The organism is Marinomonas piezotolerans, assembly GCF_003362755.1.
Taxonomy (GTDB): domain Bacteria; phylum Pseudomonadota; class Gammaproteobacteria; order Pseudomonadales; family Marinomonadaceae; genus Marinomonas; species Marinomonas piezotolerans.
In genome coordinates this window covers 40,866-65,084 of record NZ_QKRA01000001.1, presented here as the reverse complement: position 1 = coordinate 65,084, position 24,219 = coordinate 40,866, and the positions used below count along the sequence as shown (strand labels likewise).

General features: G+C 45.0%; 21 protein-coding genes. 12 read left to right on the top strand and 9 right to left on the bottom strand.

Annotated elements, in window-relative coordinates; translation table 11 throughout:
- Positions 1-30 precede the first annotated feature (30 nt).
- The 6 genes from DN730_RS00250 (at position 31) to DN730_RS00225 (ending at position 7,909) form a co-directional block, all read left to right on the top strand.
- Positions 31-1,911 carry an ABC transporter ATP-binding protein gene (locus DN730_RS00250; RefSeq protein WP_245957858.1) on the top strand — a complete coding sequence of 627 codons (1,881 nt, stop codon included), beginning with the start codon at positions 31-33 and terminating at the stop codon, positions 1,909-1,911.
- A 38-nt stretch (positions 1,912-1,949) separates the two neighbouring features.
- Positions 1,950-3,464, top strand: a complete 1,515-nt coding sequence (locus tag DN730_RS00245) for an ABC transporter substrate-binding protein (RefSeq protein ID WP_115466110.1) — start codon at positions 1,950-1,952, stop codon at positions 3,462-3,464.
- Positions 3,465-3,573: 109 nt separating this feature from the next.
- On the top strand, positions 3,574-4,500 hold the full coding sequence (locus tag DN730_RS00240) for an ABC transporter permease (protein ID WP_115466109.1): 927 nt from the start codon (positions 3,574-3,576) through the stop codon (positions 4,498-4,500).
- Between the two features lies 1 nt (position 4,501).
- Positions 4,502-5,353 carry an ABC transporter permease gene (locus DN730_RS00235; protein WP_115466108.1) on the top strand — a complete coding sequence of 284 codons (852 nt, stop codon included), beginning with the start codon at positions 4,502-4,504 and terminating at the stop codon, positions 5,351-5,353.
- Positions 5,350-7,116 carry a M14 family metallopeptidase gene (locus DN730_RS00230; protein WP_115466107.1) on the top strand — a complete coding sequence of 589 codons (1,767 nt, stop codon included), beginning with the start codon at positions 5,350-5,352 and terminating at the stop codon, positions 7,114-7,116. Before DN730_RS00235 ends, DN730_RS00230 begins: the two co-directional genes overlap by 4 nt.
- Before the next feature lie 247 nt (positions 7,117-7,363).
- Positions 7,364-7,909, top strand: a complete 546-nt coding sequence (locus DN730_RS00225) for a hypothetical protein (RefSeq protein ID WP_115466106.1) — start codon at positions 7,364-7,366, stop codon at positions 7,907-7,909.
- A 336-nt stretch (positions 7,910-8,245) separates the two neighbouring features.
- Here the strand turns inward: DN730_RS00225 and DN730_RS00220 are convergent, their stop codons facing one another.
- The 3 genes from DN730_RS00220 to DN730_RS00210 form a co-directional block, all read right to left on the bottom strand.
- A complete protein-coding gene (locus DN730_RS00220; RefSeq protein ID WP_115466105.1) occupies positions 8,246-8,551 on the bottom strand; it encodes a hypothetical protein in 306 nt (101 codons plus the stop codon).
- 62 nt (positions 8,552-8,613) lie between these two features.
- Positions 8,614-8,976, bottom strand: a complete 363-nt coding sequence (locus DN730_RS00215; RefSeq protein WP_115466104.1) for a hypothetical protein — start codon at positions 8,974-8,976, stop codon at positions 8,614-8,616.
- Between the two features lie 25 nt (positions 8,977-9,001).
- Complete coding sequence (locus DN730_RS00210; protein WP_115466103.1) at positions 9,002-9,229, bottom strand: helix-turn-helix domain-containing protein; 228 nt, start codon at positions 9,227-9,229, stop codon at positions 9,002-9,004.
- A gap of 132 nt (positions 9,230-9,361) precedes the next feature.
- Here DN730_RS00210 and DN730_RS00205 point away from each other — a divergent pair, with 132 nt between their 5' ends.
- The 4 genes from DN730_RS00205 (at position 9,362) to DN730_RS00190 (ending at position 11,897) form a co-directional block, all read left to right on the top strand.
- Complete coding sequence (locus DN730_RS00205) at positions 9,362-9,577, top strand: hypothetical protein (RefSeq protein WP_115466102.1); 216 nt, start codon at positions 9,362-9,364, stop codon at positions 9,575-9,577.
- A 1-nt stretch (position 9,578) separates the two neighbouring features.
- Positions 9,579-10,784: a site-specific integrase gene (locus DN730_RS00200; RefSeq protein ID WP_115466101.1), complete on the top strand. Its 1,206-nt coding sequence runs from the start codon at positions 9,579-9,581 to the stop codon at positions 10,782-10,784.
- The gene (locus DN730_RS00195) at positions 10,777-11,415 is read left to right on the top strand and encodes a hypothetical protein (RefSeq protein ID WP_115466100.1); all 639 of its coding nucleotides are present in this window, start codon (positions 10,777-10,779) and stop codon (positions 11,413-11,415) included. The genes DN730_RS00200 and DN730_RS00195 overlap by 8 nt, the downstream gene beginning before the upstream one ends.
- 95 nt (positions 11,416-11,510) lie before the next feature.
- Positions 11,511-11,897, top strand: coding sequence for a hypothetical protein (locus tag DN730_RS00190; protein ID WP_115466099.1), 387 nt, complete (start codon positions 11,511-11,513; stop codon positions 11,895-11,897).
- 452 nt (positions 11,898-12,349) lie between these two features.
- Here the strand turns inward: DN730_RS00190 and DN730_RS00185 are convergent, their stop codons facing one another.
- Positions 12,350-15,469: a UvrD-helicase domain-containing protein gene (locus tag DN730_RS00185; RefSeq protein WP_115466098.1), complete on the bottom strand. Its 3,120-nt coding sequence runs from the start codon at positions 15,467-15,469 to the stop codon at positions 12,350-12,352.
- Between the two features lie 2 nt (positions 15,470-15,471).
- A complete protein-coding gene (locus DN730_RS00180; protein ID WP_115466097.1) occupies positions 15,472-18,162 on the bottom strand; it encodes a PD-(D/E)XK nuclease family protein in 2,691 nt (896 codons plus the stop codon).
- Positions 18,163-18,962: 800 nt separating this feature from the next.
- Between DN730_RS00180 and DN730_RS00170 the strand changes: the two genes are divergently transcribed.
- Complete coding sequence (locus DN730_RS00170) at positions 18,963-19,616, top strand: HEPN domain-containing protein (protein WP_115466095.1); 654 nt, start codon at positions 18,963-18,965, stop codon at positions 19,614-19,616.
- Positions 19,617-19,627: 11 nt separating this feature from the next.
- Here DN730_RS00170 and DN730_RS00165 read toward each other — a convergent pair whose 3' ends face one another.
- From DN730_RS00165 to DN730_RS00155, 3 genes are read right to left on the bottom strand one after another with little or no spacing between them, the layout of a single operon-like run.
- Positions 19,628-20,602, bottom strand: a complete 975-nt coding sequence (locus tag DN730_RS00165; protein WP_115466094.1) for an FtsZ/tubulin family protein — start codon at positions 20,600-20,602, stop codon at positions 19,628-19,630.
- On the bottom strand, positions 20,599-22,221 hold the full coding sequence (locus DN730_RS00160; RefSeq protein WP_115466093.1) for a PcfJ domain-containing protein: 1,623 nt from the start codon (positions 22,219-22,221) through the stop codon (positions 20,599-20,601). The genes DN730_RS00165 and DN730_RS00160 overlap by 4 nt, the downstream gene beginning before the upstream one ends.
- 11 nt (positions 22,222-22,232) lie before the next feature.
- Positions 22,233-23,105: a hypothetical protein gene (locus DN730_RS00155; RefSeq protein ID WP_115466092.1), complete on the bottom strand. Its 873-nt coding sequence runs from the start codon at positions 23,103-23,105 to the stop codon at positions 22,233-22,235.
- A gap of 238 nt (positions 23,106-23,343) precedes the next feature.
- Between DN730_RS00155 and DN730_RS19115 the strand changes: the two genes are divergently transcribed.
- On the top strand, positions 23,344-23,517 hold the full coding sequence (locus DN730_RS19115; protein WP_170139000.1) for a hypothetical protein: 174 nt from the start codon (positions 23,344-23,346) through the stop codon (positions 23,515-23,517).
- A gap of 60 nt (positions 23,518-23,577) precedes the next feature.
- Here DN730_RS19115 and DN730_RS00150 read toward each other — a convergent pair whose 3' ends face one another.
- Entirely contained in the window at positions 23,578-24,189 is a 612-nt protein-coding gene (locus DN730_RS00150; RefSeq protein WP_115466091.1) for a hypothetical protein, read from the bottom strand.
- Positions 24,190-24,219 lie beyond the last annotated feature (30 nt).

Here is a 24,219-nt window from a genome sequence, read left to right as displayed (position 1 = left end):
ATAAGAATGATCACAAGGAGTGCTTTGCTATTGCTTAACACTTCACAGCAATCACACCAAGGCTATAAGGAACACATCGTGCCAGAGACTGCCAATACGCCAATTCTGAGCGTGGATAATTTGTCAGTAGAGTTTGACGGTCATCGCGTAATCGAAGATTTGAGCTTCACCGTCGAAGCAGGAAAAACGCTTGCTATTGTTGGTGAGTCTGGATCGGGGAAATCGGTTACCTCTCAATCCATAATGCGCCTAGCAGAAGGCGTTGGCGCACATTACCCAAGCGGCCATATTTGGTTTGAGTCCGAGAGCTTCGGCACCATCGATTTACTCAAAGCACCGTTAAGCACTATTCGCAAAGTGCGCGGAAAAGACATCGCCATGATCTTTCAGGAGCCGATGACATCCCTAAACCCGGTATACACCATCGGTGATCAGATTTGTGAATCGTTAACGTTACATAAGCAAATCAGCCAAGACGCTGCACGTAAAGAGGCTGTCGAGCTTTTAAAAATGGTGCGTCTGCCCGACGCCAGTGAAATGCTTGATCGTTACCCACATCAATTATCAGGCGGTATGAGGCAGCGTGTCATGATTGCAATGGCACTAGCTTGTCGCCCTAAGATACTGATTGCTGACGAGCCGACCACTGCATTAGATGTCACGATTCAAGCACAGATTTTGGCGATTCTAAAAGAGCTTCAGAAAGAGCTGAATATGGCGGTGATCTTCATAACCCATGACATGGGCGTGGTTGCAGAGGTGGCAGATGACGTCGTCGTTATGTGGCAAGGCAAGAAAGTCGAGCAAGGCCCTGTAACAACGATTTTCACTGAGTCAAAGCACCCCTACACTCAAGCTTTGCTTTCTGCTGTGCCAAAACTCGGCACCATGGAAGGGCAACCCTATCCTAAGCGCTTCCCCATAACTGTCGTTGAAAATAACGAACCAACCGTGGTTGGCGAAGAGTGTATTCAGAATACTGCTGACTACGAATCAGAACCTTTATTGTCTGTGCGCAATCTTGTTACTAGATTCGACACTAAAAAGAACTTTTTTGGTAAAGCGACGCACCGCGTACATGCTGTTGAGCAAGTAAGCTTCGATATTTTCAAAGGCGAAACCCTAGCATTGGTGGGCGAATCAGGATCAGGAAAGTCCACGATTGGACGCACCATTCAGCAACTTCAGAAAGCCACAAGCGGTGATATCAGCTTTAATGGCAAGTCATTTGACAAGCTATCTAAAAGCGAGCGCAAGAAGCTTCGCCAAGAAATTCAGTACATTTTCCAAGACCCATTAGCTTCTCTTGATCCTAGAAAAACCATTGGCTTTTCCATCGCTGAACCGATCAGAACACATAACCTTATTCAAGGGGAAGGTAACATTCAAAAGCGCGTAACGGAGCTTCTTGAACGAGTGGGATTAACAAAAGACCACGCAAATCGCTATCCGCATCAGTTCTCAGGTGGCCAGCGCCAAAGGATTTGTATCGCCCGAGCACTGGCTTCAAATCCCAAATTAATCATTGCAGATGAGGCGTTGTCTGCACTGGATGTCTCCATCCAAGCACAAATCATCAATCTATTCATGGAACTGCAAGAAGAGCACGGGATTTCTTATCTCTTCATTAGCCATGACATGGCAGTAGTTGAAAAGATGAGTCACCGCGTCGCTGTCTTATATCTCGGACAAGTAGCAGAGCTTGGTTCTCGCCAGCAAGTACTGGAAACGCCATCTCATCCTTACACCAAGCGACTTCTAAGCGCTGTACCGGTCGCCGATCCATTTGTGCAGCGCGACTTTAGCAAGATTGAAGGCGAAATCCCCAGCCCTGTTCGGATGGTTGGTGATGAACCAATGATCTTGACTCAGCAGGAAATCGCTCCAGGGCACTTTATTGCCCAGTCATAAAACAACAACACTCATCACAAAAGAACGGAGAATATCTTATGTACAAAGCATCTTTAAAAGCGATGTTACTGAGCGGAAGCTTCGCCTTAGCGCTACCCGCTTTAGCAAGCACGCTGACAGTTTCATCACCGCAAGATCCAGGCAGCTGGGACCCAGTAGACACCTTCTTGGTAAACTGGTCTTCGGTAGCGACCAACATCTATGACGGTCTCACCTACCGCGCCCCTGACCTGACGCTACAACCTGGACTAGCAACGTCATGGGAGCAATTGGATGAAGGCAGCAGAATCCGCTTTCACCTGCGTGAAAATGTAACCTTCCATAACGGCGAATCATTTAACGCAGAATCCGTTAAATTTACTTTTGATCGACTTATGGGCGAAGAAGGTAAAAAGGGACCGCAACGCTCTAACTATGCTGCGATCCAGTCTGTTGAAGTAATCGACCCACTGACGGTTGATTTTCACCTAAACGCGCCTGACCCTGTTTTATTAACCAAGTTGGCGGGCTACGGTGCGATGATTGTGCCGCCAAACTACATAAAAGAGAACGGCGAAGAGTTTTTCAACACGCATCCTGTTGGCACGGGTCCATTTAAATTTGAGACCTACGAGCCGAAAGTGCGCATCGATCTAAGTGCCTACGAGAACCACTGGGGCGGTGCTCCAAAACTCGATCACTTGAACTACCGTTTTATTAGCGAACCCTCTACAGCTGTAGCTGAACTGCAATCCGGGCGAGTTGATTTGGTGATTCCACCGACTATCCCGATCGGCATGATTAGCACAATCGAAGATGATCCAAAGCTAGACGTTGTAACTACAGCAAGCCCAACGGTATTTGCTCTACGCTTTAACACTCGTGATGGCATCACGAAAGACGAACGTGTACGTAAAGCATTAATTTATGGGGTCGACAGACAAGCTATCATTGATTCCATCCTAGGTGGTCAAGCTGCTCAAATTTCCAGCTTCCAGAGTAATATTTCCTTTGGTAATGACCCAGATATGGCACCACTTCCTTATGACCCAAATAAAGCAATGCAGCTATTGAAAGAAGCAGGTGTTAAACCAGGCACAAAACTACAAATCGATATTCGTGGTAATGATGCAACGTTCAGCGAGGTGGCTCAAGCCGTCGCAAGTTACCTTCAAATCGTAGGTATTAACGCAACGATTAAGCCATACGAAACCAATGTGCTGTTAAATGACATCATTCCGTCTGGAAAAACCGGTGCGATGTTCCAACAGAAATGGGGTGGCTGGACGCTCGATTACGACAACACGGCTTACTTCATGTATCACACTGGAGAAAAATGGAACCCATACGACAGCGATAGCGCTTTAGACGAGATGCTGGAGTCACAACGTTCCATTACCGATATGTCAAAGCGTGAAGAGATCTTACAGTCTATCGCTCGATACACTGCTGATCGAGCGCTTGAAATGCCGCTTTACAGTCAAGATGCCATCTTCGGTATTTCGAAGAAAGTAAAAGACTTTACACCAGTCCCAGATAATCGACTTCGCCTGAATGAGGTCTACGTCGATTAAATACCACCTTGTCTACGGCATTAGTACCCAAAGAATGCCGTAGACAACTTTTAAAAAGAACGCCATCAAGCATCACTCGCTTGAGCCATCACTGTTAAAAGGATTAAGTATGGGAAGCTTTTTATTAAAGCGCCTATTTCAAGCAGTCTTTGTACTGCTTGCTATTACTCTAATTGTCGCTTACGCAATACGCCTAACGGGCGACCCAGCATTAATGCTGACACAAGGCGCAGGGAGCGTTACTGAAGCGGATTTACAAATGATTCGCGAATCACTTGGCATTAACAAGCCCTTTGTAGCTCAGTATTTAGAATTTTTGCAAAGCTTGCTGGTTTTGGATTTTGGACGCAGCTTTTTGGGAGGAACCTCTGTATCCACCCTAATCGCTCAATCTCTTCCTGCGACGCTTGCACTTGCTACCTGCGTAATGTTTGTTTCAATTGTTATCTCAATCCCATTAGGCATTAAAGCAGCAGTATCAAAAGGCAAATGGGCTGACCAAGTCATCCGTATCGTGTCTCTCATTGGCTTATCATTTCCGAACTTCTGGCTAGCGCTAATGCTGGTCTTAGTGTTCTCAATCTGGCTACAGTGGCTTCCACCCAGCGGCATGACAGACTTCACCAGCTTCATCATGCCAGCGTTCACTATGGCGATCATACTCACCGCTACCAATGTTCGCTTGGTTCGCTCATCAATGTTAGAAACCTTGCAGTCTCAGTACATCATGGTTGCGCGCGCAAAAGGCCTAAGTGAAAACAAAGTCCTCTACAAACATGCATTGCGCAACTGCGCCATTCCTTTGATTACGTATTTTGGTCTTCAATTTGGTGGTCTCTTAGGCGGCATCGTAGTCATCGAGCGAGTGTTTAACTGGCCTGGGCTTGGCACCTTGGCGTTTGATGCAGTGGGATCAAGGGATTACCCAGTTCTCCAAGCCGTAATTACCGTACTGTCCATGCTCATCGTCGGAGTAAACCTGTTAGTGGATATTGCTTACGGCCTTATCGACCCTCGAATTCGCACGGAGTCTTAACATGTTGTTTAACCGTTTCAGCAGCAACTTATCAAATTATAAAAGCTTAGAGTTCATACTGGGGTTCCTACTTACTGGCTCTATCTGTCTACTCGTGCTTCTTTCCGATTTTATTTTCCAAGGCGGAGACAAGATCAATCTGAGCGCTCGCCTGTTAGAGCCGTTTAGTAACCCAGACTACCTGCTTGGCACAGATCCTCTGGGCAGAGACATCATGGCACGAGTCATCTCAGGCGGAAAAATTTCTCTACAGGTAGGATTTTTATCGGTTGCAGGCGCTGTCGTTCTTGGTGTCATCATGGGCTTGATCTCTGGCTATTATCGAGGCTTTTGGGACGTTATTGTGATGCGCTTCGCCGATGTCCAGCTGGCGATGCCTTTTATCCTGCTTGCCATCACATTCATCGCCATCATAGGCGGCGGACTCACTAATATGATCATTCTGCTGATCATTTCCCAATGGGTGCAGTACGCACGATTGGTTCGAGGATCGGTCCTGTCTCTTCGTGATAGAGAGTTCATTCAATCCGCAGAAGCGATTGGTGTGAGTCATTTAAATATTCTATTTCGTCACCTCCTGCCGAACCTTATCGGTCCGGTGATTGTTTTAATGACACTGAACGTCGCCAACAACATTTTGCTTGAGAGCAGCCTTACATTCTTGGGCTTGGGTGTTGACCCCTTGACCCCTAGCTGGGGCGGCATGCTCGCCGACGGACGTACTTACATACAAACTGCTTGGTGGGTGAGCGTTTTCCCAGGACTGGCCATTCTGTTAACTGTACTTGGCTTAAACCTACTCGGTGACTGGCTTCGAGACAGCTTAGACCCAACAGGTAGGACTTCAAAATGAGTATTACTTTCGCGAAAACATTTCAAACGACAGGCCGCCAGCTTATTGAGCGCTTCTCAAACGAAGCCAGTAACAGGCAACTGATCGAAGCTTGGATCTTTGCTGACAGAGAGAAGCGCCAAAGTATTGAAAGAAGCCTTCTTAATGCAGGCGTCAAAGCCAAGGTACGCAGTGCTTACAAGCCACTGCTGCACTTCATGCTTGAAGACTTAAATCTCAATGACAGCAACTTAAAAAAAGTGGAAGTGTTTTATCCTGTTCACCAAAAAACAACGGAAAATAGGTTTCTTCTAGAAGCGTACCCGTTGGCAGCTCTAACAGGAAAAGCAGAAATCGTATTTCACCCAGACAACAGCAGTGACCAACAGTATCGAGTGGTCCTTCACTCTCGTTCTGGCATGCATACTGAGCACAAAGTATTTGCACCAAATCACATTCACACGGATGTGATTAATCAAGAGTACCTATCCCCCACTGGCTGGTTGAAAGTACATGACGAAAATGGCGAACTCACGACGGATGAGCGACTCGAAACAGACTTCGAGCAGCTATTCAAGTGCGCGTTAGACGTCATTACCAAGCATAACTGGACGGGAAGAGAGCCATTTTTTGAAAGATTAAGCATTGACGTTGAACTGCCGTGGCCAGACCAGTCAATCGGTTACGAACAAGAAAATGTTAGCCTGACAGAAGCCCTTCATGAAGACTTGTACTTCTCGTTGCAAGAGTGGTTTAAGGTCAAAGCAGGCTACCAGCCTAAAGACCGTGAAGGACAACCCGGGCAAATTGTCCCTTCAGTTATTCACTCACAGACAGATGAGCTAACCCTGACAATGCGTACTCAGCCCTATGATATGTCAGAAAGTAGACATTTACAGCCTATCGAGGCTGCCACTGAGCCACTGAGTACCCATCAAATTGCACAGGAACTGGCGCAAATCCCGGGCACAGAGCTTGACGCTCACTCTATCTCAGGAAGAAAGATAACTGCTCGTTATCATCATGGCTCGGACATCCCTGTCATGATAAGTGGGGGTCAACACGCAAATGAAACGACAGGAGTCATTGGAGCACTTCGTGGCGCCTTAGAGTTATCTAAAAAGCAAAATTCTAACTTTGTCATTTCTCCATTAGAAAACCCTGATGGCTATAGTCTTCATCAGACACTCATCAAAGATAACCCTTTCCATATGCATCATGCTGCAAGGTATACCGCGTTAGGAGACGATCTCGAATATCGTAAAAAAGGGCCGATGTATGAGAAAGAGATTCGCTTTAAAGCAAGGGAAGTAAGTCAGGCTAAACTCCACATTAACCTTCACGGCTATCCTTCTCATGAGTGGGTTCGACCCTTTTCAGGATACGTTCCTTTAGGATTTGATATGTGGACCATCCCTAAAGGGTTTTTCTTAATACTGCGCCATCACCCTACTGACTTTTGGAGAGAATACACACTCAAGTTCACCGAGCGTTTAACCGAAAAGCTCATGGGCATTCCTGGAGTATCCGAGCTCAACCAAAAGCAAGTGAAACTGTATAACCAGCATGCTGGTATGACCAACTTCGAACTTATCAATGGTTTTCCATGCCTGATCTCTGAGAGCAAAGAAACAGATATTCCGTTGCAACTCATTACAGAGTACCCAGATGAAACCATCTACGGTGAACTATTTATACAGGGTCATGAAGTTCAAAAGCATACCGTGGTATACGCTTATGAAATTCACCAACAACTCATGGGCGAATTGAACTCCCCTTCCTGAGCATTCCCAAAACACCTCAATGGCCTCTCCCCCATTGAGGTGAAGTTGTTCCATTTTATGGCATCACGAGACACTGGATAGACTGGAGCTTTTTGTTCCAATGGTAAATGTCAAAAAATGTCTAGCTAACTAGTAGCGATTCACTGTTTGACGACGTTAGAATAACGTCTATATAAGTTGGCCTCTCGTCAACTGTTTAACCAACCATTAGTGATACAATTATTATCTGAATTCACGGATATCAACTATGAGAGATAGAAACTATTTTTGGAGCAGATTTTCTACCCAAAAGCTGGCTCTGCAGGATTTTACAGATTTCATCATTGATATCTTTCCTGATAAATTGATACCTGGCGCAAAAAAACAGCACTATCACGAGTTTTTACCTTTCTACATTTCGTCATACTGCGACCTACCTACCAGAGAAGAAGGCAGAGTGCTTCAAGCCCTAACTGCATTGTGCATACAACAGTATTACGCCGCCCAACAAACACAGCGGGAAAATCGATTTACTTTTGCATGCGAGGAAATCTTGGCCGCGTTAGAAATTGATAAAACAAATGAAAACACTGCAATGCTTTGGCGTTCGTTTGATCGCCTCCAAGCAGTCTCCGTTTCATATTTTGATGATCATTCAGTCGCGTTTGATGATTTGGCTGTAACACTAGATCTTTTTGGTCATGAAGGAAGCTTCCAACTTCTTCCTGGGTTCTCAGGCATTTGCGTAGACAACAAATTGGAGCGCATCTCCTTTTCTCTGTGGAGCAATGCATTTGAGTTATTAAGGTCATGAACAGGCTTTAATATTGCAGAAGTGGCTGACCTTGAGGAAAAACGGTTTAATCTAAGGAAAATACACTTAAGTCGGTAATACGAGACAATCATGTCGACTTAAGCGAACCGTTACATACTCGTCTCACCTAATTTCTTCGACGAAATCTAGTTTCCCCATCATAAACTGCTCTCCAACGCGAATGCGCTACGTCAAGACCAGTTATCTTTGGAGGCGATTCAAGCGCTGCCACGAAACGATCCATTCCCTTTGCCGTTAGCCTGATCTGTTTATTCGATGCCTTTGAAGTCATTAGTAGGTTTCTCTCAACTTAGATTGAGTGTATGCAACTCAATATCAGCCGTAATTAAAATGATGCTCCAAGGAAAATTTCAGATGACACCCTCGACCTAAAGCTAATTCTTCGATCTGTTTCCACAAGAGCGGTAAGTAAGCTTTGAGAATTTCCGCATGCGATTGGTGGTAATCGTTATCACAATTTCCGTCCGCTGCCTTAAGCCAATCTGAGGGAGTTAAAAGAGATAGTCCTTGTTGGAAGTACTCAGGAATAGATTCCCGTATTGATTCTTCACTACCACTGGCGACAAAAAGTGTAGCACCCTCACCTGTGGCGAAATAATACACAACTCCTACATAAAACATTTTCACTCCTAGACACTTTGTCATAGCACCATAACATCAGTTGAAAGCCTAAAAAGAAGCCCTTATTGAAATCCTCCCAACTCACGACTATTCACCCACTCATTAAGTGCTTCGACTCCCTTATCATGATGCGACTTAACCACTTCAGATGGAGTCAGTCCACCAAAAGGCACTAGAGATTCACCAATGAACCATTCCCATGTTGCTTGATCAGAGTTAAACCATGGCCGAACTCGAAACAGTAATTTATGGATATCGAGCAATCGAGTACGAGTGAGCTCAAGGCTTTTACTATCTAGCGACTTCGAAGGATTTAATGGCAAGCCAACATACTGCGCGACTTGGTCAACAGGGGTTGAAAACGCCTCAGCCCAACTCTCCAGAACTTCAGCTCCTAGCTCAGGGGTAGACTTAATTTCAAACATAGTAATAACCCCCATTTAGAGCGCCCTACTTTTCTTCAGGCAAATATTCCGCAATTTCAGACAATGAACACCCAAAATAAGCACATAACTTATCAAGGTTGTCTGTGACAGTGCTGTAACCTTTTTGGTTTGCCATTTTTGACAATGTAATACGGCTTATCCCTGTCTTTTCAGCGACCTCTACCATTGTAATACGGCGCCCTTCTTGGAACGACTTCTCTGCCAGCATCTCTTTAAGCTTAAATCTCAACACACCTTACACCATACATATGTATAAATAATTTAACATTAATATATTGACAGGTTCTTTAATGCCTATTAAGCTAATTCTAAATGTTAAATTATTTTAACATTTGAACAACCATAAATACTAAAGGATCTATATATGAGCACTTACCTTAGCACAGAACAGCTATCAGAGAGAATCCATTACACTCCACGCACGATCCGCAATGAGCTTTTGGATTCATGTTTATTCGAGGGACGTCATTACATACGTCCATTCAACCGCCGCAAAATCCTTTTCATCTGGGAGAACATCGAAGCAGATATGGTGAGCCAAGATGATTCTCTAGCTTTGGCATTTACAGAGGAGGCTTAACATGGCTAGTGTCAGCATTCGAAAGGAAACCAATACGCTATATCTTGACTTTCGCTACATGGGAAAACGTTGTCGAGAACAAACAACTTTGAAACCCACTCTGGCAAATCGTAAAAAACTCGAGCGCACTCTCGTGCAAATTGAGTCCGAGATGATCTCAGGGACTTTTCGCTACAAGACTTACTTTCCAAGCAGTAAAGTTGCGGAGCAATTCACGGAACTTGAGCTGCAAATCCATAGCCCTGAAGAGTGGAAAGCCCTTAAAAACCAAGGTGAGATACCCACTTTTGAAGAATTCATTGAAGGCTGGATTGATCGCAATAAGATCTCATGGCGCAGATCACATATTGTGAACATCGAGAGCATCGTCAAGAAGTACTACTTGCCTTTCTTTGGAAAGCTAAAGGTCGACGACATCACCCGTAATGACATTCTTAAATTTCGAACCTCACTCGCCAAAGTTCCGGGTCGAAATGGTAAAGAAAGCCTAGCCAACACACGTATAAACAAGATCATTAATCCATTAAAACGCATATTTGAGGACGCCGCCGACGAGTACAACTTTACCACGCCATACATTCGTATCAAGCCTTTGAAGAGCCCTAAAACTGATGCATTCCCATTTACACTCGAAGAAGTAAACCTCATCCTTGATACCGTTCGACCAGACTATCGAGACTACTTTCTAATTCGGTTTTTTACCGGTATGCGTACTGGTGAGATAGATGGCTTAAAATGGAAGTACGTCGACTTCTCACATCGTGTTATCAAAATTCGTGAGACCATTGTTGCTGGTGAAGAAGATATTACCAAAACAGAATCGTCAGTCCGCGACATTCACATGAGCACTCCAGTCTATAACGCCCTACTTCGTCAGAGAAAACACTCAGAACATTTTGAAAAATTTGTGTTCTGTAATCGTCATGGTGAAGCTATCAATCATAACAATGTAACTCAGCGTATCTGGTATCCACTACTGAAACGTCTAGGTCTAGAAAAGCGTCGCCCTTACCAAACGCGTCATACCGCAGCGACTTTATGGCTTGCTTCCGGCGAATCCCCTGAATGGATTGCTCGTCAGATGGGCCATGCCAATACATCAATGCTCTTTCGAGTCTACTCTCGATACGTTCCAAACCTAACACGTATGGACGGCTCAGCTATTGAAAAGTTATTACAAAGCAAACTGGGGGCGAAATATGCATAGCTTGAATGCTCAACCTAATCTGTCAGAAGCCATAACTCAGCAACGTTTCAAAGGCTGTTATTTACTAGAGTCCGTACAAATGAAAATCACAGCATCAGGCTGGCCAGTACGCATAGCGACGATTAAAGATGTACAAGGTCACAACACCCTAGAACTACGCTTACTTGGCAATCATTTTTTAGCAATTAACCACTTCATTGGTGATTACATCCAACTGGAAGCAGCAATTAAACGCTTTCGAAATGGCTACTTCTATTATTTAGCTTGGTACGAGCCTGTTATTGAGCCACTTATGACACCAAAGGCATTAGGTAAAGCAGTTACAAACTCAAAAACAGATCGTGAACGCTGCCTGGAGGCCATTCGGCAACGCATCCAATTTTTACCGTCACAGTCTGAACAATCATTTTGTTTTAATGCGTTAGGCAATCTCAGTCATGAGACTTCGACAGATGTGATAAAAGGCATATCCGAGCAATTACAAGCACTTGATGATGACAAATTTATTCTGGAGCTTACTTATCAAACTAATAAGCAGAATGATGACATCGGTGTAACTGGCAGACTATTGAGTCAGCTTATTAATAAGCGCCCTTATCAAATCTGGGAACATCGGTTACTTGGCTACTAACGAATTAGGTCGCTGTTTTGATTTCCAAAGCGGCGACCTAGCGAGTATATTTTCATGTAAAATGCTCTATTCCCCCACCGATAAAAGGTAATGCAATGGCCGATAATGACATGACTGGTATCGAAAGAACCGCTATCGAATGGTTGGAAACAATGCGTGCCGAAGATAGGTGGAATCTTACAATGGATGAAATGTGCGTTTTATTGGCCGCTTCAAAAGACCAATATAAAACATGGTTAGAGCTCGCTTCTGACGAAGTGGACTTCGAACTCGATGAAGACACCCTGATGCGAGCAAGCTTACTGGCAGGTGTTCACAAGGCTTTGGCTTTAACATCTCCATCAGGACAGGAGTACGCATTTTTTAATAGAGCAAGCAAGGCTTCACCATTTGATGGGCGAACAGCAAAGGAGTTACTGCTAGACGAGCCATCTATAGAACAGTTATTTCTTGTCAGAAATTATTTTGGATCGCGTATGTAACCTCCAGCCATCACTCAGCGAGTGATGCGCCCGCAGCTCACTAGATCGTTTTCCAAATGTCGCTATCGATGATACTTCCAGATACCGTACGTTATGATCGTCGTGATGGTTACTCCCACAAATATAAAGATTTCAACAACCATTGTTATTCACCTCGCTTCTTGAGACTTTTTTTGCTCTCGTGATTTAGAGACCTCATAACATTAATTACTATAATCTTTTATTGCGCTTCTGGAATCATCTATATAGTTTTATCATTCAAGCCATTACCTTTGAATGAATACTAGGACGCAATATGAACTACACGGAGTTAAAAGCACGCCACCGCTCGGAACGCGAGAACTACGCATCAAATGTATTATGAGGCTTTAGGATGTCAATGAAATGGGGGGCAATTCATTTCGAACAATTTTTAATGCCCCCAAGTAACCTTAAACTAAATTCATGACCAGCTACGCCGTCACTTCAACAAGCCCACCACTTACTGAAAAATGAACCAACGAGCTAATCACAGGCTTATTGGAAAGTACCTCTAACGCATCCCAATAAGCTTTTAACTGCCCGCTATGCTCTTGCGCTATATCAAGCCATTTACTCTTCGGCTGTGGGTTCGACTTATGGTCAATAACAATCCAGCCCTCGTCCGTCTCAACAACCAGGTCAATTGCTCCTTGTCGAAGACCTCCATCACTGAGCATCAGCATGATTGGCATCTCAGTGTGCAGAACGGCATTTGGATATCGGGTTTTGACCCAATCAAACAAAGCCAGCCCCTGCTTAAAGATGTGATCGCCTTGCACAACACCCGGCACCTCAGCTTTGACCAACTCATTAAGGATCTCGACATCCAAATCAGGCTTAGCAAGAACCAAAGCCAAGCAATGGTGTAGAACTGAGCCAAGCTGATCCATATTCGGTTTACCATTGATTGGAATTCGAGTTCCAAAGTCATGCAAGACGGTGCAGACACTCTGCGCATGTGGTGGAATCTTCGATGCTGGTTGGAAGTAGTCTACGGCTGCTATTTCAGTTAACTGCAGCTGAGGAGCCAACCAATGGCGAGCTCTGGTATTCGTCGACGCAGAAGGAACATCCGGTTTGACCAATGTTTGCTTCTCAACATTTAGTGTCGCTCCAGAAGATAACGTAAGAAGCCCTTTAGCTGGTGGCAATGCACTGCTATTGAGCAACTGCAGCCAGTTTCCAACAGCATCCTCTTTTCCAATAGCGGTCAAGATCAGTTGATCCCGTGCTCGGGTAATACCCACATAAAGCAACTGAATAGCCTCATTCAATGCTTGTTGTTCAGCATTCTTCCACTCAAGGGATTGACTCAACTGAGCAGCCAAAACATCATTTCCTCGTTGTTCAGGAAACGGATTCGGCCAATAACACAAGCTTCGGCCCCGTAACGGTTGTTGCCAATCAAAAGGCAGCGCCTGGCTGGTAATCCTGGAACCAAAAAGTGATACCTTTAATGGGCTATCAAGACTGTGGCAGATGACAATCGGCCACTCAAGTCCTTTCGATTTATGATAGGTCGCGATTGTGATGGCATCTCCAGGGTTTGGCGCTTGCTTGTCGTCAAAGCACTGCTCTTTGTTTTTCAGCCATAAAATAAAACCTGTTGGTGTGGCAGCTAGAAATTGCGCCGAACAATGACTTTCATAGTCACTTACTAAGTTGGAAAGCTGCGCTAGGTTGGCAAGCCGATGTTCGGTCAGTTTTGCTCCTTCGTTCCATTGGCAAACCGTCTTTGCAACATCACCAGCCAATAAAGCAGTATTCAGGGCTTCTTTGATACTGAACAACCCAACATTTTCACGCGCGCTAGCCAGCCGCTCTAAAGCTGGGTGTGCAGTGTTATTCCATTGCCAAGACTTTGCTGCTGATACTGCAGCTAAACGGTCTTGCAGCCACTTCTCTGGGCCGTCCCCCGTATTTAACGTTAGAATTTCCGCACTTGCTAGCGAGTCTGATGGGTCAATCAAGCGACGTAGACAAGCTAGTGCTAGGCTGATTTCTGGTGTTTCTACCAGACCTGCTCGCTCTAGTGATACTGGTATACCTATACGGGCACAGTAGCCCGCCAGTTGACTAGCTTCTACATTATTGCGACAAAGCACTGCTAGATCACGCCACTTTGCTTGACGGGGTCTCTTCAGCTTTTTATCCCAAACTTCGACTCCAGCCTCAATATGAGAACGAACTCCCTCGGCAAGCGCTGAAAGTGTACGTTCATTACTCTTACGGCCTTCATACGTGAGTGTCCACCATTCTAACTCTGCACTGGCCAGGGAATAGGAGTTATTCGGCGTCAACTTTACTTGGTCTGACTTTAAAAGATGGCTAAATGGAGCAGTAAAAAGCTCGTTGGTCAGCTCAACTAAACCAGCGCGAGAGCGATAAGAGTTAGAGAGCGTATTAGTTTGCCCGCCACCCTGCTGTACATAATCCAACACATCCAACGTAAGCTTTGGATCACTGCCCCGGAACCCGTAAATAGCTTGCTTTGCATCTCCCACCATAAGAACGTCTTCAACTAGCTCAGATACTTTGGAGAATAAAGCGAGCTGCAAGGGACTAGTGTCTTGAAACTCATCAATAATCAGATAGCGGACCTCCTCTTTGAGCCGCTGTTGAACGACCGGATGATCAATGGCAAAAAGAGCCAGATTTTCCTGATCGACAAAATCAATCAACCCCCGAGAATTCTTGATATCAGCAAAAGCATCCATTGCCTTCTCTGCTGCATGAAAGACTAAAGTGATAAATTCGGAAAGTTCCTGCTGAAAAGCTTGGCACTTAAGTACTTCTAGTCCAATAGACATTGCTTGTGCAAAGATGGGATCGCCCATTTTGGTTGGTTTGAGCTTGCTCACCTTTACCCAGTTTTGCCATGTTAGAACCTGCTGACGAAGTATTTGCTGACAAGCGTCAACAGCGCCTAAAAGCCCACTGGTTGGTTTGACAACCTGATCGGCCTGTTGCACCGCGTCCTCAAGAGTTTGAATAAACTCTGCCTCAGTAACCCTCGGACTAGCATTAGGAAGATGGCATTTAAGTGTAGCTATTGAGGTTTGTGCAAACGTATTTGCTTCACTCGCAGGCATGGCATTGGTGCGCATCATTTCAATGATTTTAAGCACATCATCTCGCCAATCCTGGACGCTAAGGCGGAAACTTAACTGATTTAGAGATTTAATTTCAGTCAAGCTCAGGCTGCTTTCTAATGCTTCAGCAAGCACCTGCTTTTTATCTTGATCATCTATTACACGTTGCTCAGGTGAGAGTCCAAGTTCAAACGCAAAATCTGAAAGAAGTTGACCGAATACGCTGTGAACCGTCCCTATGCGAGCGGTCATTACACCGGTGGCAAGTTCTAACTTACCGCGGCCGATCAACGTTTGGCTAATCCGACCCTTTAATTCTTCTGCTGCATCCTTGGTAAAAGTAACCGCAATGATCTCGCTAGGTAAAAGATCATCGTGCTCTAGTTTATCCGCAACATCATTTTCAATACTGTGGGTTTTGCCTGAGCCGGCGCTAGCTTGGGTATAATGTAAGCTCATGATTAGTGCTCCTTGATGTTGCCAATAAGATTGCGCCAAGTATCGACGGCCTTATATGTTGATTTAAAAGAACCACTTCCGTTTTTTCGCGCACTATCTTCAATGGAGACAAGGTCTAAAGTATCGCTTGGTGGTGTTGAATCGTCATCAGGGCCAGCACCACCATAAGTCACCTCAATTTGCCCCGCAGAGAGATGATCAATTCGCCAACGCAAGACTGCTTCAAACTGCTGCCAAGTTCGCTTCAATGACGTTGGATCATCTGGCTCGACAACTATTGCAGTTGGAAATAACACAGCACTATTACATAGCAGCTCGGCGCGACTTAGGATGAAATAACCGGCATCAGCAAGTTCTCGAATGCGATTCCCTTCTGCAATGTGTGCATAGGTTGCCAGCTGAAGTGGACGTCCAGCCTTGAGCTCTTCGCGGTATTTATTGTATCCGCCCCATTTAAGGTCAATTATGGCAAAACGCCCATCGTCCAATTCACAGAAAATGTCCATGGTACCAACGAGATTTCCGAGCTTACCGTTATATTCAAGCTGACGCTCCGGCTCAACTCCAACAATATTGGCCGCAACCAACGCCTTCATCAGCCTATCTATGGCCTCCAACATTTGCTGTTGAAACCTCAATTGTTCAACCTGCATTCCTGGCTGTGCCAAAGGCAGCGCGATCTGTCGGATCATTACCGGGAGCTTATTATCTAACCAGACACTGATATCACTGCGATCAATAGGTTGACCAGTCCATGGATGCTCATTAATCCAAGCTTCGATCAAGTGGTGTGCTAGGTTTCCTTTCAAACGTACATCCGCCGATAATGACTCAATTGCCCCTTCACTGATCTCAGCTGCATATTTCAAAACGTATTCGTGAGGCCTAAGCGCCAAAGTCGCCAGACTGCTGTATGACTCTACAGCACGAGGTGCGATGACTGGACAATCGAGTGACCACCAGCGTTGCTCTCTTGGCAGCGGCGTCTCTTTTACCTGCTGAGCTGATGCTCCAATAGCTTCATTACAGAGGATCGCATCCTCTAAAGTTGGCCAAATGTTAGTATCCACCAAACTGCCAATCTGCAACTTCAACAACTCTGATTTCGAATGGGTCGAAATTAGCGTAAGTGATTGCTCAGCGGCCAATAATGGTGCGTAACTTCGAGCCAAAGCATGCTGTTTTAAGATAGCCTTTTGCGATGCATCGGGGGCCAAAGGGATACCTGTCAATTCCTCTTGCGATAGCGGTGGGACCTCAACCATGTTAAGGACCTCTGGGTTTACCCAGGTAACCTTGCTAATTGAACGAGTGTATAGCTGTGTGACTTCAGCATTACTGACCACGTCAAAACAAGATGTCTCTCGAGTGCTACACAAGCGACTATTGCCAACACTCAACACCATGGTGATCAATCTATTTAATTGAATCTTGCTGATGTCATTTTCTGGCCAGTCTTGCAGCGCTTGACTAACCGCATCTGCAGCTGCATAAGCTGCAGAAAAGATAACTTTAGCTTGCTCATGCTCCGATAGACTGAGTGTTACATTCCAGTACTTAGCAACACGGTCCGTCAGCGAGATAGCTAGCTCGATGGGCATAGCATCGTCACTTGGACACAGGCAGATCGGCAGCCATTCATCAATGGCGCTTCGCAAGCTAGCTTCATCTTGTTCTGGGTCATCGGTCAATGCGTCAGATACGAATTCATCAATAACACTTTGCCAATGGCTGCGGTCGTATCCGGGGAGGTCTCGAAATCGTCGAGCAAGCTTTCGACGCAAACGTCCAAACCTCCCCGTAGGCAACGATAAATATTGGAGCATTACTTCCGCAGATGGTGTTTGCCAAGCACACTGAAGCATTAGTAGTAATAGCTGGTTTGGCGCGCGATAAATGGAGAGGTCACCAAGCCCAGTGCTATTTCCCCCGAGCTGATCAATAGTGGATGCCAAGCAATGATGCCCACCTCGGGAAATGATCAATGTCGAATCATTCGCCTCGCGTATTGCGTATTCGGCTGCGAGCTGCTCACTTCCAGCAGAGAATAATTTAAGCGTTCCATCGTCTTGGAGGCCAAGTGCGCCTTTGTATTCACCAATTAATGCGCGCTGAAGCTTGCCAAGGTCGCTGTCTACTGGTGCTTGTGGCGAGATTGCCATGCACACTTCCGTAACCGAAACCCCAACACTTTCTAGAGAGTCGAAGAATTTTTGATACAGTGCCGGCCAACTGAGACGCGGGTGATGAAGTTCAAGCGAAGTAACGCTTGAAGCCAACAGGTTGAGTCTAGAAAAAAGAGCATAAATTCGTTCGCCAAGCGAACTTCCAACACTTTCAAACACCTTCTCAACAGCTGCCAAGTCAACCATGCGTCCTTTATCAGTGCTACTTTCCTCATGTTGCCAACCATGGAGGATGGCCCAATCCCGCCAAGCAAGCAATGCTTCAGCACTGGCTAATGGATCAACACGCAATGACTGGCTATAGAATCGCTCATCTTTATTAGCGAATTTCAGGGCTTTTAAATAAGACACATTACGCGCAACTTGAGAAATATCTGCGCTCACGATCCCTGCACGAAATTCAAGCTCAGCAATCAGCCCTTGCTCACCACAAATCAAAGAGTTGTAATGCTTAGGCAAATCATTGGGTAATCGGTCATCATAGCCGAGACCAGCAATAATTTTCATACGTATCTCCTTTTACATTTTACAATTATGCGCGAGCTAATTTGCTATCGTACTTGGATTTTAAGTGGTGCGAATTCAACTCCGCACTGCAATGACATACCTTATATAAAATTATCGAAATATCATTTCGCTTGCATTCGCCCAGAGTACTTTAACAGTCTAAAAGTAGCTATTGCAGAGTTGACTGTAAGTAGAGCGGAATGTGTATTGCACAATAATATTTGAATTAGACGACGATCTTAACAGCTGAAACGACAGATTATGTCGTTATCTCCCCGTATAATTGCTTTAACAACTAACTGGATGAAAACTTCGTGGCAGACATAGGTATTTTTTGGTATTACCAAGGAGAGATAATCGGTAAAAGAAGCACTTTTGAGGAGGGTGAATGTAGCCTACCTGGATTATGGGATTCACCTGACAATCATATTGATCTATGGGAATGCGAACCTGAAAGCATTAACCTACCAGCCCACCTCAGACAACTAGAGTATCAGGTAATTCCGAGAGGCCGAGTAATTTACGACCAAAGAAGAAAAATAAGCATGGTCTACATGGATAGCTCTCTATTTAACGATTCATCCAAAGAAGCGATACGAAGGTTTTTCAGATTGGAAGGCAAGAAAATAAAGTGGTGTAAAGATCCGCACTATCGAGTTTATTCCCCTATATGAATACGCGTAGAAACTAGAATAGTCTGACACGCTATGAAATAGCTAAAGAAACTATTGTCTTTCCTTAAATGTCTTTGTATTTTGGAATGAAGACACATCTAGACTAATAGGATGCTAGGACGCAATATGAACTACACGGAGCTAAAAGCACGCCACCGCTCGGAACGCGAGAACTACGCTTCAAACGCATTATCCTTGAGACTCCATCGAGCACTTAGCTGGCTAAATAAAGCCGAACAAGTGGAGGATGATGACTCCAAATTTATCTTTCTATGGATTGCTTTCAATTCTGCGTATGCACAAGAATCAGGTCAAAAGCATTACGACACAGAACGAGATCGTTATATAGCTTTCATCGAGCGATTGGTCTCGTTGGACTCTGAGCAAAAGCTCTACAATCTAGTTTGGACCCAGTACTCCAGCAACATTCGCTCCATACTTAATAATCAATTTATTCTTGCCGACTATTGGCGATATCAATCTGGAGACATCGAAGAAAGCGCTTGGATTGAAGCAAAAAATAAAGCCACGAAAGCCGCGCACACAGCCTTAGCAAATAATGATACAACAACCGTGTTGTCTATCATCTTGTCTCGCCTGTATGTTCTAAGAAACCAGATCATGCACGGTGGAGCCACTTACGGTAGTGGCGCCAATCGTCAACAACTGGCGGACTGCTCAGCATTGATGTTTGATATCGTTCCGCTCTTTATCGAACTGATGATGGCAGGGCAACATCAAGTATGGGGCGATGCCGCCTACCCTCTGATTGAACATTGACAGGTGATGAATCACGTCGATATATGATTCACAAAAAGCACAACTCGAAAGCTAGGTTTATCCCAAACACTAAACCCGCTGGTCAAATCTGCATAGCTTGATAACTGTTCATGAAGCGCTTCATTGATCTCGGCATAATCGGCTAGAGTGAAAGACTCTGGTGCCCAGATATGCATCAGGATCTTTGCGTTACTATCGCCATCCTCTACAGGTTGGATACTTTGTAGCAACGGAAAATCAGCTACCTTTTCAATGATTGTTTCAGAATTCGCGGATTCGATAACGCTGCCTCTCCCAACTCCCTTACCCGACAAGACAGATAGCAAGTGAGCAAAATCAATCCGTGCAATGGCTTCGCTATCAATGGTTGCCAACAATCCCGAGACCAGTTCATTTATATAGTGGTTTGCGGCTTCCAAAGCATCGTCGAGCTTGGCGTCCGCACCTAACGCCTGTTGTAGCTTGGCATTTTCTAGAACAAAGGTCGTTCCTGCTAGGTTTCGACAACGCTCAATTAACGTATCAGCTAAGACTAAACGTCGCTTTCCTTCAAAGCTAAAAGGACGCACAACAAATGCGATGGTCGGCACCTGCAACTGTTCACATACTTCCAGCAATACTGGCGTGGCCCCCGTACCTGTGCCGCCGCCACCTGCGCTCACAGTGATGACTAAATCTGCGCCTTGAATCAGCGCTTCGAGATCTTGGATTGACTCACGGGCAGACTGCTCGCCCACATGAGGCATCGCCCCTGCTCCAAGGCCTTTTGTTAGTACCTCTCCTATTGGGATCTGCACTGGGGCTTTTGTTAACTTGAGCTCTCGTTGATCTGTATTGATTGCAGCCAAGGTCACCTTTTCAGCCAGGGAAGATTGCATCATTACCTCCACCGCACTGCATCCACAGCCGCCAATCCCCACCAATAGAATTTTAGGAGCATGATCTTCGGCAAGAGCAAACATCATTTCCGCATGGTTTGTACTCATAACCCATCTCCTTGCTCCAATACCATCCAATCCTGTTCCCCATTGGCTACTGCAAGCCACCAATCCAAGAGATCCGTATCATATTGGCGACGCGTCCCATCACGGCGCACAGCATTAATCACTTCCCAACGACCATCGTCCAAACGCTCAAATTCAATCACGCGCTCTTTGCCGGGTTCATCCACTCGATAGACATAGCGCTCACCGTTTCGAATCTGATCAATGGTGCTTTGAATATGACCATTCATATAACGTTGCTCGATACGAAACATGTCCTCCGTTTCGATCGATGTCAGAAGTCCCTCTGACATATAAGGTGGCATTGGGAAAAACACATCATTAGGCTTTGCCCTTAAAGCCCGACGGCGTTTATGGTAGGCCGCCAAGGAACCTTCATACTGGTCAAACCATTCCTGTACCGCTTTTAACGTTTCTGGTGTTGCGTCGGCATTCTCACGACCTTTGATTTGCCCCAGACTCCAGACACCGTTCAAACAAGTCAGCTCTATCGTTGCGCGCTGTTCGCCCAAATACTGATAGATATAACATTCACATTGTTTGATTGCGTCACTGTAACTGGCCACACAATGCTTCATCCGCTCACTTTCTTCGATTAGGGCGAACCCTGTACGGATCGGCTTAATCAACTCAGTTTCTTCTAAAGGCGGTTTAGGAAAGACACTGTGCAACCCTGCTTCGTTGGGTAGCGCCTTAATTAAACGCTCTGTCCATTTATCATGACGCTTTTTAAGCCCAGCAAACGAGCACAAGCGATCAAAGTGGCTGCAAGCAGGAATGCCTAGTGCCTTACCAATACGCTGAGTATCTACAGCAATATTCTTCACTTCCCACAGCCAACTGCGAATGTCTTTGCCTGAAAGCGACTTGACCTCTTCTAAGTCGTCTTTCCATTGGCGAATATCCACCGGCAAATCAAACAAAGTCTGAATTTGTAAGAAAGACACACTCGCTTGCCCGAAACCATTTAGATAAGCGACGTGCAGCGGATCACGTAACCATTTTTGCAGTCGTTGCCAATCATGCACATCACCTACATTGGGGCTCACTTTTCGTAGCCACTTAAGCATCCATTTCTTACGATGTCCTGCCACAAGCTCTAATAAATCTACACGCGGGCGTGTTAACCAATGCTCAATCTCATCCTTTGACCAATGCGCTTGCTGGACATGGCCCAAGAACAGCCAGGCCAAATTAAAATCTGACTGACACAGCTGCTTGAACGCGTCAGACCGAAGACACATATTCAGCATCGAGATCTGTAGATGTCGAACAGAAAGCGCCATCGCCTTTACATCCTCAGGGATGAAACGCACCACCTCAGCCAGAATTGGGCACGTCGGCGCCCAAGTAAGCAGAGGCAGCCCAGCATCCTGCTCAATCTCTTGCCAACGACCGTCATTAAGCTTGCTACGCTTGATGACAATACCTCGATAAGTAGGAAGATACGGATGAATAAGTAGCCGCTCTTTGATCGGATAGGTAATCTCCCAAATCAGCGCGGAGTTTTCGAAACGAAATACGTCATCATGAGTCTGCTGAGCCACCAACTCTTCCAATCGCTTGTCACGGGCTGATAACGCCTCACGTAATATTGCCATGGTAAGCTCCTCTACTGCTTTGACTTCTTATTGCCATCACAATTGATTTTTAGCGGTACCCACTCTTCTGAGGTCGTCGGGATCGCATCCATAGGCAACACTTTTTCTGAAGCATCCTGATGCAATTGAAACTTCAACGATTTAACGCTGATCTTCCCATGAGGGTGATTTACTACGCGCGCCAGAAGCTTTTCAATCACATAGAACAACTCAGCTTGAGTGTGTTGTTCATCGCCATAGGGCATCATGTTGCGGATACCATGTTGGATGAACTCTTGGCGTGAGAACTTGATCTTTCCGTCCCATTCCCAATCCTCGTAAATGCCAAACTCGTGACGCTCAAGGTCAATCTTGTTATCCCATAAGAACCACTTATGCTCTGAGCATGGGAACCACACTTCACTTTGTTCGACGTGCACCCAAGGTTCAACGCGATGTGCACTGTCACGCCATTTATGGGCCTCGACTTCACGTAAAAAGCCACCGTCTTGCTCTTGGATTTCTTCCAAGTCATAGTGCTCTTCTAAAGCGAATGCGATCTCATCAAAGTAAATAAAGTCTTGCAGATCGACCATGGACGCAATGTAGATAGGGTCAGTGGCAATGGAGTCCGTAATACGGTAGCGAGAAATCCAAAACGTCGTCGCGAAATCAGCATCATTAAGCGCTCTATCTTGTAATGCGCTCACTAAAGCCTTTTTGATTTTTTTCATAGCGCGCCCACCCAAGTAACCAGGGCGATCGTTACGACCATTAAAAGTATATAAATCCACCTCATACACATAATTGGCACGTGGCATATAGAACTCAGGATGAAGTGTATCTGGCTGAAAAACGCGGTTCGTATCAGGAAAGCGACGAAGGTGATCAGAATGGATAATCATAGAAAGTGCCCTTGCTGTATTGATGACAAGGGCAATCATAAGACGAGAGCGCGACAAAACATGTCGCCGTAAGATATTGATTTAAAATAAAAAACTTAAACTATTTTCGGAACCAATCTTACGAGTTAACTAAATAAACATCAACTAAAAACGTAACCAAAACCCAATATCCCAAACGACAAACACTGTCGTATCAGATGTAATGATGGCTCAAAACCATCAAAAGGAAAGCTTGATCATGAAATGTCCAAACTGTGACTACTACATTGGCTGGGGATTTATTGAAGATGAATGTATCGACCCAAACGTCACCTTCGTATGCCCGAAATGCGAGATAAAGCTAAGGTACTATATAGGCGAAGGCACCTATCAAGGTGCCAGCGTTACGGAGATTGAGATAGTGGATAAGTGACTTTGGCTTCAACAAATGCCACCAAGGCTGCCTTTAGAAAATACCCTTATAGCGAACCTACTATTTAAGATTTGGGTCAATTTTTCGATATTGAGTTACTGCTCGATTATACAAACCTAAAAGCTGCGCTAGAAGCTTACGAGTGTCTAATTCTGCATGATCTTCTTCTAAGTAGCGCTCCATGAACTCTTTTACTGATGGTTGCACTTCGTCACCCAAATCAGTAAATAGATCTTCTAACATTTCTATCGGAATCGTGTTGATTGCTTTAAGTTCTTTATCTTTTTCAGCAAGCTGATTTTCTAAATCCTTCTTTGAAGCCTCAACATTAGAAACCTGCTTTTTGGCCTCTTTCAATTGTCGACGTGCATCTTCAGCAACTGAATCAGCTTCATCTTGTGATAAAGCTCGATATTCCTTCATCGCTCGCAAGATATGTTCACTAGCACAGATATCTTTCAAAGTTGACATGCGCGTTTGTTGCGGTGGAATCCATGGCACATACATCGCCATATCTGGGACATTCTCTCCAAAAAGACGCTCTTTCCACTGTTTAAATGTTTCATCTGGTACAGAATGAGGTATACGATCTAAATTTTTTACATGATTACCGATATCTTCAACTAAAACACCGTATTTTGTTAATAATCGTGAAGTTGATGTTGTACTCATTTATTGCACTCCAAATTTAAATTTACAATT

Bases quoted from the DNA above. Each gene is read 5' to 3' on its own strand.
- DN730_RS00245 (WP_115466110.1), top strand. From the start codon at position 1,950: ATGTACAAAGCATCTTTAAAAGCGATGTTACTGAGCGGAAGCTTCGCC.
- DN730_RS00240 (WP_115466109.1), top strand. From the start codon at position 3,574: ATGGGAAGCTTTTTATTAAAGCGCCTATTTCAAGCAGTCTTTGTACTG.
- DN730_RS00235 (WP_115466108.1), top strand. From the start codon at position 4,502: ATGTTGTTTAACCGTTTCAGCAGCAACTTATCAAATTATAAAAGCTTA.
- DN730_RS00230 (WP_115466107.1), top strand. From the start codon at position 5,350: ATGAGTATTACTTTCGCGAAAACATTTCAAACGACAGGCCGCCAGCTT.
- DN730_RS00225 (WP_115466106.1), top strand. From the start codon at position 7,364: ATGAGAGATAGAAACTATTTTTGGAGCAGATTTTCTACCCAAAAGCTG.
- DN730_RS00220 (WP_115466105.1), bottom strand. From the start codon at position 8,551: ATGTTTTATGTAGGAGTTGTGTATTATTTCGCCACAGGTGAGGGTGCT.
- DN730_RS00215 (WP_115466104.1), bottom strand. From the start codon at position 8,976: ATGTTTGAAATTAAGTCTACCCCTGAGCTAGGAGCTGAAGTTCTGGAG.
- DN730_RS00205 (WP_115466102.1), top strand. From the start codon at position 9,362: ATGAGCACTTACCTTAGCACAGAACAGCTATCAGAGAGAATCCATTAC.
- DN730_RS00200 (WP_115466101.1), top strand. From the start codon at position 9,579: ATGGCTAGTGTCAGCATTCGAAAGGAAACCAATACGCTATATCTTGAC.
- DN730_RS00195 (WP_115466100.1), top strand. From the start codon at position 10,777: ATGCATAGCTTGAATGCTCAACCTAATCTGTCAGAAGCCATAACTCAG.
- DN730_RS00190 (WP_115466099.1), top strand. From the start codon at position 11,511: ATGGCCGATAATGACATGACTGGTATCGAAAGAACCGCTATCGAATGG.
- DN730_RS00185 (WP_115466098.1), bottom strand. From the start codon at position 15,469: ATGAGCTTACATTATACCCAAGCTAGCGCCGGCTCAGGCAAAACCCAC.
- DN730_RS00180 (WP_115466097.1), bottom strand. From the start codon at position 18,162: ATGAAAATTATTGCTGGTCTCGGCTATGATGACCGATTACCCAATGAT.
- DN730_RS00170 (WP_115466095.1), top strand. From the start codon at position 18,963: ATGAACTACACGGAGCTAAAAGCACGCCACCGCTCGGAACGCGAGAAC.
- DN730_RS00165 (WP_115466094.1), bottom strand. From the start codon at position 20,602: ATGAGTACAAACCATGCGGAAATGATGTTTGCTCTTGCCGAAGATCAT.
- DN730_RS00160 (WP_115466093.1), bottom strand. From the start codon at position 22,221: ATGGCAATATTACGTGAGGCGTTATCAGCCCGTGACAAGCGATTGGAA.
- DN730_RS00155 (WP_115466092.1), bottom strand. From the start codon at position 23,105: ATGATTATCCATTCTGATCACCTTCGTCGCTTTCCTGATACGAACCGC.
- DN730_RS19115 (WP_170139000.1), top strand. From the start codon at position 23,344: ATGAAATGTCCAAACTGTGACTACTACATTGGCTGGGGATTTATTGAA.
- DN730_RS00150 (WP_115466091.1), bottom strand. From the start codon at position 24,189: ATGAGTACAACATCAACTTCACGATTATTAACAAAATACGGTGTTTTA.